This window comes from Devosia riboflavina (assembly GCF_000743575.1).
Classification (GTDB): Bacteria; Pseudomonadota; Alphaproteobacteria; order Rhizobiales; family Devosiaceae; genus Devosia; species Devosia riboflavina.
The window spans coordinates 15,148-32,578 of the sequence record NZ_JQGC01000019.1 but is presented as its reverse complement, the minus strand read 5'-3'; the positions used below and the strand labels follow the sequence as shown (position 1 = coordinate 32,578).

General features: G+C 62.1%; 14 protein-coding genes. 1 reads left to right on the top strand and 13 read right to left on the bottom strand.

Going from position 1 to position 17,431, the window contains the following annotated elements:
- Positions 1 to 189: 189 nt before the first annotated feature.
- The 7 genes from JP75_RS18010 to JP75_RS17980 all read right to left on the bottom strand — a co-directional run bounded on the left by JP75_RS18010 (position 190) and on the right by JP75_RS17980 (position 9,947).
- Positions 190 to 915: a FadR/GntR family transcriptional regulator gene (locus JP75_RS18010; RefSeq protein WP_035085718.1), complete on the bottom strand. Its 726-nt coding sequence runs from the start codon at positions 913 to 915 to the stop codon at positions 190 to 192.
- A 62-nt stretch (positions 916 to 977) separates the two neighbouring features.
- Positions 978 to 2,177 (bottom strand): aminotransferase class V-fold PLP-dependent enzyme, encoded by a 1,200-nt coding sequence (locus JP75_RS18005; RefSeq protein ID WP_035085717.1) that lies wholly within the window; start codon positions 2,175 to 2,177, stop codon positions 978 to 980.
- 1 nt (position 2,178) lies between these two features.
- Positions 2,179 to 3,063, bottom strand: coding sequence for an ABC transporter permease (locus JP75_RS18000; RefSeq protein ID WP_035085716.1), 885 nt, complete (start codon positions 3,061 to 3,063; stop codon positions 2,179 to 2,181).
- On the bottom strand, positions 3,060 to 3,989 hold the full coding sequence (locus JP75_RS17995; protein ID WP_035085715.1) for an ABC transporter permease: 930 nt from the start codon (positions 3,987 to 3,989) through the stop codon (positions 3,060 to 3,062). The genes JP75_RS18000 and JP75_RS17995 overlap by 4 nt, the downstream gene beginning before the upstream one ends.
- A gap of 10 nt (positions 3,990 to 3,999) precedes the next feature.
- Entirely contained in the window at positions 4,000 to 5,757 is a 1,758-nt protein-coding gene (locus JP75_RS17990; protein WP_035085714.1) for an ABC transporter ATP-binding protein, read from the bottom strand.
- A 63-nt stretch (positions 5,758 to 5,820) separates the two neighbouring features.
- A complete protein-coding gene (locus JP75_RS17985) occupies positions 5,821 to 7,425 on the bottom strand; it encodes a peptide ABC transporter substrate-binding protein (protein WP_035085713.1) in 1,605 nt (534 codons plus the stop codon).
- 212 nt (positions 7,426 to 7,637) lie between these two features.
- Positions 7,638 to 9,947, bottom strand: coding sequence for a hypothetical protein (locus tag JP75_RS17980; protein ID WP_084587785.1), 2,310 nt, complete (start codon positions 9,945 to 9,947; stop codon positions 7,638 to 7,640).
- Positions 9,948 to 10,134: 187 nt separating this feature from the next.
- Here JP75_RS17980 and JP75_RS17975 point away from each other — a divergent pair, with 187 nt between their 5' ends.
- Positions 10,135 to 10,611, top strand: a complete 477-nt coding sequence (locus JP75_RS17975) for an Lrp/AsnC family transcriptional regulator (RefSeq protein WP_084587778.1) — start codon at positions 10,135 to 10,137, stop codon at positions 10,609 to 10,611.
- A gap of 83 nt (positions 10,612 to 10,694) precedes the next feature.
- Here the strand turns inward: JP75_RS17975 and JP75_RS17970 are convergent, their stop codons facing one another.
- From JP75_RS17970 to JP75_RS17945, 6 genes are read right to left on the bottom strand one after another with little or no spacing between them, the layout of a single operon-like run.
- Positions 10,695 to 12,578: an ABC transporter substrate-binding protein gene (locus tag JP75_RS17970; protein ID WP_051960885.1), complete on the bottom strand. Its 1,884-nt coding sequence runs from the start codon at positions 12,576 to 12,578 to the stop codon at positions 10,695 to 10,697.
- 58 nt (positions 12,579 to 12,636) lie between these two features.
- Complete coding sequence (locus tag JP75_RS17965) at positions 12,637 to 13,527, bottom strand: ABC transporter ATP-binding protein (protein ID WP_051960884.1); 891 nt, start codon at positions 13,525 to 13,527, stop codon at positions 12,637 to 12,639.
- Positions 13,524 to 14,348, bottom strand: a complete 825-nt coding sequence (locus JP75_RS17960) for an ABC transporter ATP-binding protein (protein WP_035085709.1) — start codon at positions 14,346 to 14,348, stop codon at positions 13,524 to 13,526. Before JP75_RS17960 ends, JP75_RS17965 begins: the two co-directional genes overlap by 4 nt.
- Positions 14,345 to 15,184 (bottom strand): ABC transporter permease, encoded by an 840-nt coding sequence (locus JP75_RS17955; RefSeq protein ID WP_035085707.1) that lies wholly within the window; start codon positions 15,182 to 15,184, stop codon positions 14,345 to 14,347. Before JP75_RS17955 ends, JP75_RS17960 begins: the two co-directional genes overlap by 4 nt.
- A 4-nt stretch (positions 15,185 to 15,188) precedes the next feature.
- Entirely contained in the window at positions 15,189 to 16,187 is a 999-nt protein-coding gene (locus tag JP75_RS17950) for an ABC transporter permease (RefSeq protein ID WP_035085705.1), read from the bottom strand.
- A 2-nt stretch (positions 16,188 to 16,189) separates the two neighbouring features.
- The gene (locus JP75_RS17945) at positions 16,190 to 17,305 is read right to left on the bottom strand and encodes a glycoside hydrolase family 172 protein (protein ID WP_035085703.1); all 1,116 of its coding nucleotides are present in this window, start codon (positions 17,303 to 17,305) and stop codon (positions 16,190 to 16,192) included.
- Between the last annotated feature and the right edge of the window lie 126 nt (positions 17,306 to 17,431).

Genomic DNA, 17,431 nt, shown 5'->3' with positions numbered 1-17,431 from the left:
GCCTGCTGCGCCGTCCCCATTGTAGCCGGAGCTGGCATGGTCACCACGGCCGCTCCGATGGGGATCGCAGCAATTATGCTCACTGGCATAGCCAGTGCGTGGGCATGGTTCAGGAGACGAAGCCGGCAATAGCACTAGGAACAAAATGCTGGTGATCAAGGTGGCCGCAGCGATACTTACCCGCAAGCGCTAGCTGGATTTGTCACCATCGATGATGGCCTGCACCTCGCGCTCGACCACATCGATGATGCGGCCGATGGCATCGACGGCGCCGTCCGGGCTTTCCGCGAGAATGGCATCGGCGAGGTCGCGGTGGATCGGGAAGGAATCGAGGCCGAAGACGTCGGCGGCGAAGGGCGAGGAGCCGCCGCGTTCCAGGGCGTGGTCGAGGTTGACCAGCAATTGCCCATACATGGGGTTGCCCGAGGCGTCATAGATGGCGCCGTGGAAGGCATGGTCGGCCTTGCGCCAGGGGCGGCCGGCATAGACTTCCACCAAGAGTGCATCGCAGAGCCGCGAGATTTCCTGGCGTTGCTCGCGTGTCGCCTTGATCGTCGCCTTGCGCACCACGTCATTTTCGAGCGTGCGACGGATTTCGAGGAGGCGCAGCAGCGCTTCGCCTTCAAGGCGCACCATGGTGGGCACAAGGCCGCGGGAAGTCTGCACGCGGGCCGAAAGATAGGTGCCGTCGCCGCGCCGGCGGCGGATGATCCCGAGACCTTCCCAGCGATTGAGCGCTTCGCGGATGGTGGAGCGGCCGACGCCGAGCGTTGCAGCAAGCGAGACTTCCGGCGGCAGGCGATCGCCGATCTTGAGGCCCGAGCGCTCGACCATATCGGCGAGCGCGTCGAGCACGGCCATGCCCCTTGTACGGGTTTCCAGCGGCTGGAGATAATCCAGGGCAGCCTGGCTCACGGCGTCATTCCTTTGCTTCGGCGCGGGCCACCTTTCACCACAGTTTGCGCCATTTGTCAGCCCTAGCCGGCCGTACCGGTCCCCGCCTTGCTGAGGTTGAGCAGTTCGGAAAGGGCATCGAGCAGTCTATCCATCTGTGGCCGCGAATTATAACCCTGGACCGAGACGCGCACGATGCAGTGATCCTGCCATTTGAAGACGGGGATTTCGATGCGATAGTGCTCGAAGAGCTGCTTGTGGATCTCGGCCGTATCGCATTCGGGGATCGGCATGGCGACCATTTGAGGCGCCGAGAATTCGGGGCTGCTGAGCGGGGGAAGACCGGTCAGTTCGCCAAGGCGCCGTGCCGTGTCCTGCGCCAGTTGGCGGCAGTGATCGGCAATGGAAGTCCAGTCGTTCTCCTTGCGGAAGGCGATGGCCGAAGGCACGGCCAGCCAGGCGGATGGGTCGCGCGTGCCCTGCATTTCGATGCCGTCGATGAAGGGGGAATTGCCGAAGGCACCCAGCGCGCCGGGCTCTTTGGACTCCTTGGTCCAGCCATGGCTGATAACGAGCGGATCGAGCAGACCCTGCACTTCGGGCCGCGCATGGAGGAAGGCCGAGCCCTTGGGCGTCATCATCCACTTGTGGCAATTGCCCGAATAAAAATCGGCGCCAAGGGTATCGAGCGACAGCGGGATATGGCCGGGCGTATGGGCGCCATCGATAACCGACCAGATGCCGCGCTTCCGCGCTTCGGCAAGGGAGCGCTCGATGGGGAAGACGAGGGCGGTCGGCGAGGTGATATGGCTGAGGAACAGCACCTTGGTGCGGTCGGTCATTCCCCCGATGATTGCGTCCGTGAAAGCTTCTTCGGACACAAGCGGCATGGGCACCTTGACGACCACAATCTCGGCACCGGTCTTGCGGCAGACATAGGCCCAGGTTTTTTCGAGCGCCGAATATTCGTGATCGGTCGTGAGGATCTGATCGCCGGGTTTGAGCGGCAGCGACTGGGCGACGATGTTGAGGCCGCTGGTGGCGTTGATGACGGCGGCGATATTGTTGGGATCAGACCCAAGTTCGGCGGCGACGGCCTCGCGCGGGGTTCGCATCAGGTCGTTGAGGCGGCGGCCCAGAAATTCCACCGGTTCGCCTTCGAGTTCGAGCTGCAGCGCCTGATAGGCCGCAAAGACCGGGCGAGGGCAGGCGCCGAAAGATCCGTGGTTCAGGAAAGTCACGTCCTCGCGAATGAGGAACTGACGGGCAAGATTGTCGGACACTTCAGCGGCCTTTCAGGGTCGGGTCGAGCGCATCGCGCAACCCGTCGCCGAAGAGCGAGGTTGCGAGCACGGTGATGGCAAGTGCGGCGGTCGGGAAGACGGCCAGATGCCAGTAGAAGAACATGAAATCAATGCCCTCATTGATCATCTGACCCCAGGTCGGGGTCGGCGGGGGCACACCGACGCCGAGGAAGCTGAGGCTGGCTTCGAGCATCATGGCCATAGGAATGGCGAGGACGAAGCCGATGATGATCGGGCTGATCGAATTGGGAATGAGATGGCGGCGGATGATGTACCAGGGCGAAGCGCCGAGCGCCTGGGCGGCGCGCACGAATTCCTTCTCGCGAAAGGCTTTTATCTGGGCACGGACCAGGAGGCAGACGTTTACCCAGCCAAAGAGCGCCGCGATGAAAACGATGGTGCCGTAGCCACCGCGGGTCAGCGCGCCGAGAAGGAGCGCGGCAAGAAGGGGCGGGACCACCGAAAAAACCTCGATGATGCGCATGATGACCCAATCGGTACGGCCGCCGAAATAGCCGGCGAGGGCGCCGAGGGGAATGCCCACAAGGACGCTGAAGAGGGCGGCCGTGAACCCGATGGTCAGCGAAACGCGGGCACCATAGACGATTCGGGAATAGAAGTCGCGGCCGAGATTATCGACTCCGAACCAGTGTGCGGCGGAGGGAAAGGCCAGGGCTTCGGTGAGGAAGCTTTGGGCTTCCGGATTGTATGGCGTGATGAGCGGGGCAAAGACCGCCATCAGGATCAGGATGCCAAGCACGACGCCGCCGATGACGGCTGCCTTGTTGGAGAGGAAGCGACGCCAGGCGAACCAGAGTGGGCTGCGCTGACGGGTGGTGGTGATGGGTGCGGTCGCATCGGTCATTCGGCGCCTCCCACGCGAATGCGCGGATTGAGCAGCGCATAGGCGATGTCAGAGAGAAGATAGGCGAGGCAGTACATGAAGGTGATCAACAGCATCAGCGCCATTTGCAGCGTGTAATCGCGCACCTCGATGGAGGAGACGAAATAGGCGCCGAGACCCGGCACGCGGAACATGGCTTCGACGAAGATCGAGCCTGTGGCCGTGCCGATAAACATGGGCAGGAAGACCGTCACCAGCGGGATCGCGGAATTGCGCATGACATGCTGGAAAACGATGCGGCGCTCGCTGAGACCTTTGGCGCGGAGCACCGTGACAAAGGGCCGGTTGAGCGTGTCGAGCACGGCGGAACGCGTGTAGCGGGCATAGGTCGCCAAGGGGATGGCAGCATAGCAGGCGATGGGGAGGATCCAGCGGTTGGGCTGCGGCCAGCCGCTCGCCGGCAGCCAGTTGAGCCAAACCGCGAAGATCAGGATAAGCAGCATCGAGGTCACGAAGACCGGGATGGTGAGCCCGAGCGTTGCCAGCGTCGAGGCCAGATAGTCGATCCAGGTATTGCGATTGAGGGCGGCGGCCATGCCGAGCAGGATCCCGAGGGGGGCGCCGATAAGAACGCCTGAACCACCGAGGATGAGGCTAGGCACCCAGGCTCGCGAAATCAACTCGACGACCGTTTCGCCAGGGCTCTGGAAGGGCACGCCGAAATCGAGATGCAGCACGCCCCACATATAGTTGAAGTATTGCACATGCAGCGGCTGATCGAGGCCCCACTGAGCCATCATCTTGGCGCGCACGGCTTCTGAAACCGGCATGTCATTGGCATCGAACGGCCCGCCGGGAACCGAATGCATCATCAGGAAGATGATGATCGACACCACGATGAAGGTGAAGGCGACCGAGAGAATGCGACGGATGATATGGGCTGTCATCGCGGTCTCCTCAGGGCGTCACGATCGCCTCGACCCGGTGGCCCGGGGCGATGGTGACCAATTGCGGAGCGGCATTGGGTGCCGACCCTGTCTGGATGACGGTGTAGCGCGGCGTCCGCGCCTTGATTTCATCGGCGGAGAGAAAGGTGCGCAGGCGCTTTTCCCGCGGATTGGTCGCCGGGATCGCGTCGAGCAGGGCGCGCGTATAGGGATGCTGCGGCTCGGCAAAGAGGCGTTCGGTCGGCGCCTCCTCGACGACCCGGCCGCGATACATGACGACGACGCTGTCGGTCAGCGATTTCACCGTGGAGAGGTCGTGGCTGATGAAGAGGATCGAGAGCCCCAGTTCGGCCTGCAACTGTTTGAGGAGATTGATGATCTGCGCCTTGACCGTGACGTCCAGAGCCGAGGTCGGTTCGTCGGCGACAAGCACGGTGGGTTCGAGGATGAGGGCGCGGGCGATGGCGACGCGTTGGCGCTGGCCGCCAGAAAGTTCGTGCGCATAGCGGTTGCCGAAATTGCGCGGCAGGCCGACGCGTTCGAGCCAGTTCAGCGCCTTTTCGGTTTGCTCGCGCGGCGTTCCCAATCCGTGGATATGGAGCGGCTCGGCGATGATCTGGGCCAGCGTCATCATCGGATCGAGTGCCGAATAACTGTTCTGGAAGACGATCTGCATGCGCCGGCGGAATGGGATGAGCGCGGCCGGATCGAGTTGGGAAATATCGGTGCCATCGACGAGGATCTGGCCGCGACTCGGTTCGGTCAGGCGCATGGCCATGAGGCCGGTTGTGGTCTTGCCCGACCCGGATTCACCGACGAGCGCGACGATGCGATTGCGCGGCAGGACGACATCGACCGTCTGCACGGCCTGGAACTCCCCCTGGACCACGCGAAAACCGCTGCGGCGGCGGGTATGATAGGACTTTGCGACGCCGCGCAGTTCGAGCGCAGGCGCCACGGTATCGGGCGCGCCTTTGGACGGCTCGAAGCGGGAGTGAAGGCTTGCAAGCAGGGTCTTGGTATAGTCGTTTTTCGGGGCTTCGAAGACGTCGGTGACGGCACCTTCTTCCATGATCTCGCCGCCATACATGACGACGACGCGGTCCACGGTTTCGGCGATGACGCCGAGGTCGTGGGTGATCATGATCAGAGCCATGCCGAACTCGGCCTGGACCCTCTTGATGAGCTGGAGAATTTGCGCCTGGATGGTCACGTCGAGCGCGGTGGTGGGCTCGTCGGCGATAAGAAGTTTTGGCCGGCACGAGAGCGCCATGGCGATCATGGCGCGCTGCAGCATGCCGCCTGACAATTGGTGCGGATAATAGCCGAGCACATCAGCAGCGTTCTTGATCTCGACGCGCAACAGGAGCTGTTCGGCTTCCGCCAATGCCTCGCGCTTGCCGACCTTGCGATGCGCCCGAATGGTTTCGGCGATCTGGTGGCCGATGGTGAAGACCGGATCGAACGCGGTCATCGGATCCTGGAAAATCATGGCGGCGGAGCGACCGCGCAGGCGCGCCAAGTCTTCCTTGTTGGCCTTGAGCACATCGACGCCATCGAGGCGGAGAGTGGTCGCTTCGACTTCGGCGGTCGCCGGCAGAAGGCGCAGCAGGGCGGAGCAGCTCACGGATTTGCCGGAGCCGGATTCCCCGACAATGCCAACGCTTTCGCCTTCACTGACCCTAAAACTGACATGGCGCACGGCATCGACCTTGCCGCCATATTGGCGAAAGCTGACGCGCAGGCCTTCGATTTCGACGAGAGGCATGAATTGGCCCTTGGTAGAGGACGCTTCCCGGCAAAGCCGGGAAGCGCGTGGGTCGAAATGGGGCTACTGCTTGGTGATGTGCGTGAAGAAGTAGTGGCCGAGGCGATCGAGCTGGGTGAACCCGAGCGAGTTCGGCGCCACGCCATCGCCGGTCAACTGGTCTGACACCACGGCGATGGTCACCGGATGCACCAGCGGCACGATGAGGCCCTGGTCGATCATCAACTGCTCTGCTTCCGCATAGAGCTTGTAGCGAGTGTCCCAATCGCTTTCGCTATCGGCCTTGGCGATGATCTCGTCATATTCGGGAATGAAATAGCCGTGGCGGCCACCATTGTAGAAGATGCCGTAGAAGTTCGACGGATCGAGATAATCGTATTCATAGGGCGCGATGAAGATATTGTTCTTCTTGCCGCGCAGGCCATCCATCCATTCCGGCCCGGGCAGGGCGCGGATGTTGAGCGAAATACCAAGCACTTCCTTGAATTCGGCCTGCAGGTACTGCGCCATGGCCGGAACGATGGCACCGTTATAGCCGCCTTCTTCGCGATACCAGATTTCCACCTCAGGGAAGCCTTCGCCATTGGGGAAGCCTGCATCGGCCAGGAACTGCTTGGCCCTTTCGGGGTCAAATACAGCTTCGGCAGCGATATCCGGGTTGTAGCCAGGATAGCCGGGCGGCAGGATCGAACCGGCCGGGATGGCAATGTCCTTGAGCACGGTGGATGTCAGCTCGGCGCGATCGACGGCATAGTAGAAGGCGCGGCGAACGTTGACGTCATTGAACGGGGCGGCATCGAGATCGTAGGAAATGTACGAGGTCGCAAACACGGCATTCTTGCGGATGCCATCCGGGTAACGCGCGGTGGCGACCGGCACCTGTCCGGTGTTGAGGAAGGAATAGTCAGCATCGCCGGCGAGGAAGGCGGGCAGGCCGACTTCGGGGGCATTGAGCGTCGGATCGAGTTCGAGGCGATCGATCAGCGGCGACCAGGGGCCGGTATAGGTATCGGACTTGGTGAGGACCACCGAGTTGTTCGACTTTTCCCAGCTCTCGATTTCGAACGGACCGGACGAAACGATGGTGGCGACGTCGAGCGCCCAATCATCGCCCAGCTCGTCGACCTTGTGCTTTGGCACCGGGTACCAGAGGCTGGTAACGGATGGCAGATAGGGCTTTGGCGCGACAGTCGTCACTTCGATAGTGACATCGTCCACGGCCTTGAGGCCAAGGGTCGAAACGTCGGCCGTGCCTTCGGTGACTTCCTTCCAGCCCCTGATGCCGCCGGCAAAGTCCCAGTACCAGGCAAAGTCATAGCCAGAGGTCGCTGCGCGCTGCAGGGCGAAGACGAAGTCTTCCGCAGTAAGCGGCTCGCCATCGGACCAGACGAGGCCGGGACGGAGCTTGAAGGTCCAGGTGAGACCATCCTCGGACTGGGTCCAGCTTTCGGCCGCCATCGGCGTCAGCTCGAACTCCTTGTCGAAGGTCGCGATCGGGATCTGCAGCAGCTCGGAGCCGGTGCCGCGATCGTAGACGGTCTTCATGTAGTCCATGTAGGTGCCGGCGGTGCTGCCGCTCGGTGCCACCACGGTGGTTTGTGCCAGCACCGGCGCGGATAGCGCCGTTGCAGCCACCATGATGCCTGCCAGTCTCACAAGTGCATTCATAGAGCTCCCTCCTTGATAAAGAGCCAGATGGACGTTCCCTCATGCGCCGTTACGTGCGGGTTCTGGCCCGCCGGAACGGTCACTCTCTTTGACGCAGGGCCCCCTCAGGCCCGGCGATGAGACGGTTCGATTTCCCCTCAAATCCGTCTAATGACATATGTCTGACAAATACGAACAAGCTTGGCAAGGCGTGATCGCCGGAGAAGTGGGGATCATGCATTTGCCGTCCGCCCCGGCATGAAACTGCGCGCTGCAGCGGTCATCGCGGCGGCGTCGATGCCGAAATGGGCGTAGAGGTCGTTGACCGTGCCGGTCTGGCCAAAGTGCTCGACGCCGAGCGTGACGGTGCGGTGGCCGAGGACACTGCCGAGCCAGCCGAGTGTGGCGGGATGCCCGTCGATGGCGGTGATCAGGCCCGCCCGGTTGGGCACGTCGGCGAGCAAGGTTTCAATGTGGCTTCGGGCTTCGCTGTCGCCATGAAGCCGCGCCCTTTGGGCGCCGTGCCAGCCGGCATTGAGGCGATCGGCCGAGGTGACGGCGAGCACGGCAACATTGCGCCGGTCGCCGCCAATCCGTGCTGCCGCCTCGATGGCTTCATTGGCCAGCACGCCCTGATAGGCGATGACCACCTCGCATTGCGGCGTTGGTGGTTTCAACCAATAGGCGCCGCGAATGATGCCGTCGAACAAGGCTTTGTCCATGGTTCGCGTGGGTTGTTCGATGGTGCGGGTGGAGAGGCGCAGATAGACGGAGCCGCCGGTAACGTCGCGCGGCCAATCGGCAAGGTCGGGCCGGGCATCGCCCTGGCGCTGCATGTAGTCGAAAGCCCAGTCCATGATGACCGAGAGTTCGTCGGCAAAGGCCGGCTCGAAACTGGCAAGACCATCCTGGGCCATGCCGATCAGCGGCGAAGCTATCGACTGATGCGCCCCGCCCTCCCCGGCAAGGGAAACGCCCGACGGCGTTGCGACCAAAAGGAAGCGCGCATCCTGATAACAGGCATAGTTGAGGGCATCGAGGCCGCGGGAGATGAAGGGGTCGTAGAGCGTGCCGATGGGCAGCAGGCGTTCGCCGAAGAGCGAATGGCTGAGCCCCGCCGCACCGAGCATCAGGAACAGGTTCATCTCCGCAATGCCCAGTTCCATATGCTGCCCATCGGGGGCGAAGCGCCACTTCTGGGTCGAGGGAATGGCTTCGCGCTGGAAGACGTCGGCGACTTCGCTGCGGGCGAAGAGGTTGCGCCGGTTTACCCACGGCCCGAGATTGGTCGAAACGGTCACGTCGGGCGACGTGGTGACGATCCGCCGCGCCAGATCGCTGTCGGTCTTGGCAATGGCATCGAGGATGCGGCCGAAGGCGGCTTGGGTTGAGGTCGGCCCCGAGCCGAAAAATTGCGGGCCAATGGTTGCGACCTGCGGCGAGGTCAGCCGGCGGGAACCGGCAGCGTTGAACGGCACTTCGCCGAGAAAGTCGTTTATGCCACGAGGGTCTGTCATTCCCTCGAGCGGCTCCCATTCGTGGCCCTCCCGGACATTCATCGATTGGCGCAATTGCTCGATCTGCGCTGATGTCATCTGGCCGGCATGGTTGTCCTTGTGACCAGCGAGCGGCGTCGCCCAACCCTTCACCGTGTAGGCAATGAACACGGTCGGCTTGTCGCCCTGTGCCGCCTCGAATTGTTCGAGGAGGCTCGGTACGCAGTGACCGCCGAGATTGGCCATCAGCTCCGCCAGTTCTGCATCGCTGCGCCGCGCCAGCAGGGCACCGACCGGACCCTGATCGCCGATCTCGTCGGACAGCCGCTCGCGCCAGGCCGCGCCGCCACGGAACATCAGGGCGGAGTAAAGCGCATTGGGAGCAGCATCAATCCAGGCTTTCAGCCTCTCCCCGCCGGGCTCGGCAAAGGCTTCCTGTTGCAATGCACCGTACTTGAGCGTGACGACGTTCCAGTCGAAGGCGCGAAAAATGGCTTCGATCCTGTCGTAAAGCCCTTCGCGCACGACGCCATCTAGACTCTGGCGATTGTAGTCGATGACCCACCACGTATTGCGCAGCCCGTGCTTCCAGCCTTCGAGCAGGCATTCATAGACATTGCCCTCGTCGAGTTCCGCATCGCCCACCAGCGCCACCATGCGGCCTTCCGGTCGGCTCGTGTCCGCCCAGCTCTTGGCGCGAACATAGTCCTGGATCAGCGAGGCAAAGGCGGTGAAGGCGACGCCGAGCCCCACCGAGCCGGTGGAAATATCGACATCGTCCGTATCCTTGGTGCGACTGGGATAGGACTGCGCCCCGCCAAAGGCGCGGAAGTTGATGAGTTTCTCCAAGGTCTGCTTGCCCAGAAGATACTGGATGGCATGGAACACCGGCGCCGCATGCGGCTTGACGGCAACGCGATCCTCGGGCCGCAACACGCCAAAATAGAGCGCGCTCATGATCGCCGCCATGGAAGCGGAACTGGCCTGGTGTCCGCCCACTTTCACGCCATCGACATTGGGACGGATATGATTGGCGTGGTGGATCATCCAGTTCGAAAGCCATAGGGCCTTCTTCGTCAACGCCTCGATATACCAGATGCGCCGGTCACTATCCTTCACGACGAAACCTCCTCTTCCTCCCTTCCAGCCTGCACCTTGCTGTCAGGCAGATTTCGTCTAATTTAGCCAATGGAACGCCTGGCTACGCAGGATTTCTCTTGTTTGGAGAGGATAATTGGCAGAATCCGCCAAGATCGAGCTGACTGCGATAGACCGCAAAATCCTGCGGGCGCTGCAGGAGGACGGGCGCATGACCATCCAGGCGATCGCCGACCGGGTGGGGCTCTCACCATCACCCTGCCTGCGTCGCATCCGCCAGATGGAGCGCGCCGAGATCATCACCGGCTATAGCGCAATGGTGGATCAGAAAGCGGCAGGCCTGCCGGTCTCGGTGTTCATTTCCATAAAGCTGGAGCGCCAGCGGGCGCGCGAACTGGACGCCTTTGCCGCGGCCATAAGCCGATGGCCCGAAGTCATGGACGCCTATCTCATGACCGGCCAATTCGATTTCCTTCTCCGCGTCGTCTGCGCCGACCTCGAAACCTATGAACATTTTTTGCGCGAGAAACTGACCCAGGTGGAGGGCGTCGCGTCGATCGAATCAAGCTTTTCGCTGGGCACTGTAAAGGTGGGGCGGGCGCTACCGCTCTAGACTTTGCTGCAACGCGGGCACTGGTTTTTCGAAGAACAATATCGGTTCGGAGCGGTCGGAACCCGACCGCTCCTTTCTTGTCCTTATTGAGCGGCGACGGGCTCAAGCTTGGCGGCGATGAACTTGAAATTGCTCCACCACCACCATGGGCCTTCGTAGTAATTGTCGGCCGATGGATAGTTGGTCCAATAGGTCTCGTTCACTGGCACGAATTTCGAGGTGCCGAACATTTCGATGGCCGGCAGGCCTTCGACGAGTTCCTTGAGGATATCGGTGCCGAGCGGGACGATCTGCGGGTCGTCGGCCGGGATGGTGCGCAGCGTGTCGATCAGGGCGCTAAGCTCATCGTCGACATAGCGACCCTGATTGGACGAGGCGGGCGTGCCATTCTCGCGCACATAGTCCTTGTGCCAGCCTTCCATGCGCACGAAGGGGTCGGGCACGATGCCGCAGGACATGCCCCAATAGGAGCCGACTTCATAGTCGCCGGTATTTTCGGCGGTGAAGAAGGCGCCGGCCTGCATCTGCTGGACCTGGGCGGGAATGCCGAACTGCGTCCATTCATTGGCGACGGCAAAGGCGAGACGCTGCGACTGCACCTCGAAATCGGCCGGGGCCAGGATGTTGATGGTGAAGGGCGTGCCGTCGGGCTTTTTCCAGACCCCGCCATCATTGGTGAAGCCGACATCGAGCAGGAGTTTGGTCGCCTGTTCCGGATCGTGCTTCCACCAGCCGACGCCGAGCAGTTCGCGCAGGGCTTCGGGATCTTCGGGGATATTTTCGACCCCTTCCGAGCGCAGCCGTTCGCCGAGGCGCACGGCATAGTCGGGATCAAAGGGCTTGTAGCCGTCCTCGAGAGCGAATTCGCTGAGCCACTGGGCCATGGGCTGGTGATAGGTATCCATCAGCACGGTGGTCGGCGGCATGGCGAGGGGCGAGGCGCGCATCATGCCCGAGAAGGTGGCGATGCTGGCCTGTTCGGCGTTGATGGCAAGGGCCAGCGCCCAGCGTGTCCTTGCGTCGTCATAAGGCGCCTTGGACGTGTTGAAATGCATGCCGCGCTCGCAGGGGTCATCGAGATTGGCATAGGGGAAGTCGGTGAACCAGCCGCGCACCTTGTCGTTCTGGTTGCGCAGGATATCGAGGCTTTCGGGCGAGATGTCGGTCAGAATGTCGATCTCGTTGGAAGCCATGGCGAGGACGCGGCGCTCCTCGGTGCCATAGCTGCGGAACAGCACATATTGCGGCTTAGGCTCGCCCACGATCTGCCCGACGTCGGAATTCTGCCAGTCTTCGCGCTTCTCCCAGAGGAACCAAGTGCCGTTGGGATCGTGGTCTTTGTACTTGTACGCGCTGATGCTCACGGGCGGGAAGTTGGGGAAAGTTGCCGGGTCCTGTCCTTCCCAGACGTGCTGGGGCACGACATGGAAGGGATTGCCGTAGATAACCGAGCCCAGGACGATGGAGAGGCGCGGCGTCGGCTTGGTGGTGGTGATCTCGACCGTGTGGTCATCCACCTTGGTCATCGAGGCGATCTGGGCGGTATAGGCGGCGCTGTAGCCGAGGGCCGGCGTGTTGCGCAGCATCTGGTCGGTGAAGATCACGTCGTCGGCGGTGAAGGCTTCGCCATCGCTCCAGGTCAGGCCCTGGCGCAGCGGCACCGTGAAAACAGTAAAGTCCTCGTTGGCGATAGGCATTTCAGCGGCAAGATCGGGGATCTGCGAGCCCTTGGCCGTGTCGATGTCATAGAGCAGCGCGCCGGCCATCTGGTGATAGCCGTGATTGGTGGTCACGCCCTGCTGATACATGTTCATATTGGTCGGATTGCCGACGCGGGCGTTGAGCATGTCCACGATCAATGTCTCGGCGCGGGGCGTGCCCACATCGGTCATTTCCTGGGCCCATGCCGGCGCCGCGGCGCCGGACAGCATGGTGCCGCCCATGAGGACGGCGAGCCCGAGAGCCATGAGGGCTCTTTGCGGGCGGTGAACTTGAATTGGCGACATAATTTCTCCTCCGTTTGTTTCAGGCGTTGGCCGGCGGCTGGTTCAAGCCAGTCTTTTGCCGGGATGAATGGGTGGGATAGGTGCTGTCGATGGCGTCGAGCTCGCTCCAGCGTTCCCCAACCGTGGGGATCGCCGCCATCAGTTCGCGCGTATAGGCCTCGCTCGGATTGTCGAGGATGTCGGTGGGCACGCCGCTCTCGACCACGCGGCCGTGGTTCATGATCGCCACCTGATCCGAGAGGTAATAGGCGGTGGAAAGGTCGTGGGTGATGTAGATGAAGGACACGCCCTGCTCTTCCACGATGGTGCGGAAGAGATTGACGATGGACATGCGCAGGCTGGCATCGACCATGGAAACCGGCTCGTCGGCGACGATCAGCTTGGGCTGCGGGATAAGCGCCCGCGCGACACTGATGCGTTGCAACTCACCGCCCGAGAACTGGCGGATATATTTGCCGCGGATGCGCTCGAGGCTGAGATTGACGGAGCGCAAGGCCCGGTCGGCCAAGCGATCGGCTTCCTCGACCGACCTCGCGACCTTCAGGTTGAGCGCGGTGCGCCTGAGATAATCCTCGATCGGCAGATAGGCGCTGAAGGCCTCAAACGGGTTCTGGAAGATCGGCTGCACCAGCCGGCGGAATTCGAGATTGTCGATCCGCCCCTCCTTGCCTGTAAGCGGGCGGCCGAGAAGACGAATATCGCCTTCGCTCGGCTCGACGAGGCGAAGGACCATGCGCGCCAGCGTGGTCTTGCCCGAACCGGATTCGCCGACGATCGAGAAGACCTGCGGCTTGGCCGGCAGGGTGAAGGAGACGTTGTCGACCGCCTTGAAATGGGTGCCGCCGAAGAAGCCGCCCTTGCGATAAGAGCGGCTGACATTGCGGACTTCGAGAATGGGAGCGTCGCTCATGCGCCCGCTCCCACCCGATCCACCGCCCGCTGGCCGTGGAGGCGCGGCAGCGAGGCGATGAGATTGCGGGTATAGTCGTGTCGCGGATTGGCAAAGATTTCGGCGGTACGGCCGGCCTCGACGATCCGACCCTTGTACATGATCACCAGCCGGTCGGTGATCTGGTAGTGGACGCCGAGATCGTGGCTGACCAGCACAAGCGTGTTCTGCAGCCGTCGCTGGATTTCGACCATCATGAGCAGGATCTTTTTCTGCACCACCACGTCGAGCGCCGTTGTCGGCTCGTCGGCGAGGATGAGGCGTGGATTGACGAAGGCGGCGATGGCCACCAGCACACGCTGCCGCATGCCGCCCGAAAGCTGGTGCGGATAGGCGTCGAGCACATTTTCCTCGAGCCCGAAACCGGCCAGGAATTTTGCGATACGGGCCCGCAATTCCCTGCGGCTGCCGCCCCGTTCGCGCTTGGGCAGCCCGTCGACAACCTGCTTCTCTATTTTCATCAGCGGGTTGAGCACGCTCATCGAGCCCTGCGGGATATAGCTGATCTGGTCCCACCAGAGATCGCGGAACTGGCTCGACGGCTTTTCGATCGCCTTGCCAGTCGCAGCGTCGGTGAAGCGGCCGGTTACGGTGCCGGACTTGATACGGAGGCCGGTCGAGAAGTCGCCATAGAGCGCTCGCATCAGCGTCGATTTGCCCGAGCCGGATTCCCCGGCAATGCCGATGATTTCGTTGCTGCCGATGGTGAAACTGACGCCATCGACTGCGGTGATGAAGCCGGCAGTGCCATAGCCGACAGTGACATTGTCGATGCTGATCATACGCTCATCCTCTTCGCGGCGGACTGCATGGAGAGGCCCGAGGAGACGAGGAAGAGGCCGATGAAAAGAAGGACGATGGCGACCACGGGGGAGCCGATCCAGACGTATTTTCCGCCCAGCAAAGCCTGATAGTTGATGGCCCAGTAGATCATGGTGCCGAGCGTAGCCTGCTGGGCGCTCGAGAGACCGATCACCGCCAGGGCGCTCTCGGTCGAAATGCCGACCAGCACCGTGTTGATGAAATTGGCCGCCGACCAGCCGGCGATATAGGGGAAGATGTGCCGTATGAGGATGCGGGTGCTCGACTCCCCCGAAAACCAGGCGACATTGATGAATTCACGTTCGCGCATGGTGAGCGCCACGGCGCGCACCTGCCGGGCCGGATAGGGCCAGTTGAAGACCACGAGCAGCAAGCCGACGATGGGTAGCGCCAATTGGCCGCCGAAGAGCGCCGCCATCAGGATCAGGATGGGCAGCGTCGGAATGCAAAGCAGCGCATCCATGAAAAAGCTCAGCACCCGATCGAGCCAGCCCCCGGCATAGCCGGCGGCAAGGCCGAGAAAGACGCCGATGACCGTGGACAGGCCGGCGACGATCAGCCCGAGGATGATCGAATTGCGCAGGGCATAGGTGAGGAGCCAGAAGACGTCCTGGCCAAGGCTGGTGGTCCCCAGCCAATAGGCCCCGCTGGGGTTCTGGTTGCGCGGAGCCGAATACCAGACGAGCGGATCGCCGGGCGCCAGCCAGGGCAGAATCCCGCCGACGACGATGCACACCGCCAGAAGCAGAAGGCCTAGATAGAGCCGGAACGGCGCGTGGGTAAAGAAACTGCGCATCGGTCTACCTGTGCCGGATACGAGGATCGAGAAGGGGATAGATGAGATCGATGATCATGGTCGCGGTCGCGACGGCGATCACCGAAAGGCTAATCGTGCCCATGAGCAGGTTGAAATCGCCCTGCAGCACGGCCGTGTAGATCAGCAGCCCAAGGCCCGGATAATCGAAGAGGATTTCGGTGATCAGCGAGCCGTTGAACATCAACCCGATCTGCAGCGCCAGAAAGGTGATCTGCGGCAGGAGGGCGTTGGGCAGGATATAGGCGGTGAGGATGCGCCCGTCGCTCAGGCCTTTCAGCCTTGCATAGCGCGCGAACTCCTCTTCCTTGAGGGCTGATGTCTGGGCCTTGACGCTGATCACCCACCAGCCGAACACCACGATGACGATCGACATGGCCGGCAGGAACGAGTTCCAGACGATGCTGGAAACCAGCTCCCAACTCCATGGCGCGCCGCGAATGGTGGTGGTGAGCGGAAAGATCTTCCACACATAGGAAAAGAGGATCGAGAGCACGAGCGCGAGGATGTAGTAGGGGATCGGATAGAGGCAGATGGCGATCCCCTCCATCACCCGCGAACTGTTCGAATTGGGTCGCCAGCCGGAGAGCAGGCCGACGAAATTGCCCAGTATCCAGGCAATCAGCGTCGAACTCAGCAGCAAGCCAAAAGTCCAGGGCAGTGCATTCCAGATCAGCTCCATCACCGGGGTCGGATACATGGAGAGCGATGGGCCAAAGTCGGCGCTGAAGACGATGCGATTGACGAAGGCGCCGTATTGTTCCCAGAGCGAGCCGCCGAGCCCAAAAGTGTCGATGAGCGACTGGCGCAGCTTGTCGACCTGCGCGGGGTCCATATAGGCGCCCTGCGAGGCGACCTTGGCCAGCATGGCCTCCACCGGATCGGTGGGGCCAAGGCGCGGCACGAAGAACAGCACGGTGAGCGCGAAGACGATCACCAGCGCATAGACCACGAGCCGCCCGGCAATGAAGCGGAGAAGGTGCATGGTCAGATGATCTCGAGATAGTCGCGATCGGGCAGTTGCGAGAACGGCGCCGTGGGCAAGGTCTGGTACCAGAAGGCGACCGAGGCGATGTCATCCTGCAATGGCAGGTAGCGCCGATCCTTCTTTTCCGTGCGCCAGCCAAGGGCCTGAATGGTGACGCGCAGGTCGCTGTCGAAGCGGATCGGATCGTGGACATGCCAGCGATACATACCGAAGCGCGTCTGGCTCTGATAGGTGCCGTCGGGCCGCAAGACCTGCGGCAGGCCGGCATAGGGCGTGGTAAATTCGCGATAACGGCTGTCCATGGTGGCATCGACGACGCCGCCGTCAAAGTTATAGGCGCCGCAGAAATAGTCCTCCGTGCCGGTGCCACAGATGGTGGGGAATTGCTTGTCCCCATCCATGAAGAACTTGATCTCGCCCTCGCCCCACCAGCCGGCATTGTTGACGCCCCAGGCCATGTAGGTGCCCACATATTGACCCTGGCCGCTCACGCCATCGAGGACGGTGTAGTCCTCCTTGAACGGCAGCGGATTGGTGCGGCGGAACTGCGCGTGGAAATAGGCGGCGTCTTCCGGGACCTCGGCCAGCGCATAGTTGATCTGGTAATAGATGATGCCGAAATCGTCGGGATCGCGGTTTTCGATGGTGATGCGGGCGCGCTTCTTGAACGGCATCTGCCAGTAGCAATTGAAGGCGCGGCCCGGATTGACGCAGACGGCGAGCGAGGTCACTTGCGCGAAGCGGTTCCAGCCGGAGCAGAAGAAGTCGCCCACCGGCGCCTCTACCGAAGGATGCTCCTGATCGTCCCAATAGATGCGCAGGATCAGGTCGCGCCAGCGCAGATTGGCTGTGGTCAGCCAGATCTGTTGGATGGCGCCCGGCCCTTCGATATCCGCCAGCACGCGGGTTTCATTGGCATCGATGCGGATGGACGGCGACACCTTCCAGCCCTGGCCGAGGCCACGGGCGCAATCGGCGCCAGTTCCTTCGGTGGCCATGCCACCCCTGCCCTTTTCACCGGTGAAATTCTCCGGTGAAATGGAGCGGGTCTTGGCTTGAGACAGGCGGTAAAGATTGCCCAGATTGACGTCGAGGCCGGAAAAGGGAGCGTTCATGTGGTATTCCGCAGCGTTGAGGCAGCAACCATCCGGTCGCGCGCCACCAGGCGCCCGTCGCAATGGCTCGATGAAGCAAAGACGTGACTGCGCAACGCCGGGCGGCGATTGCGAGAGACATTTGCG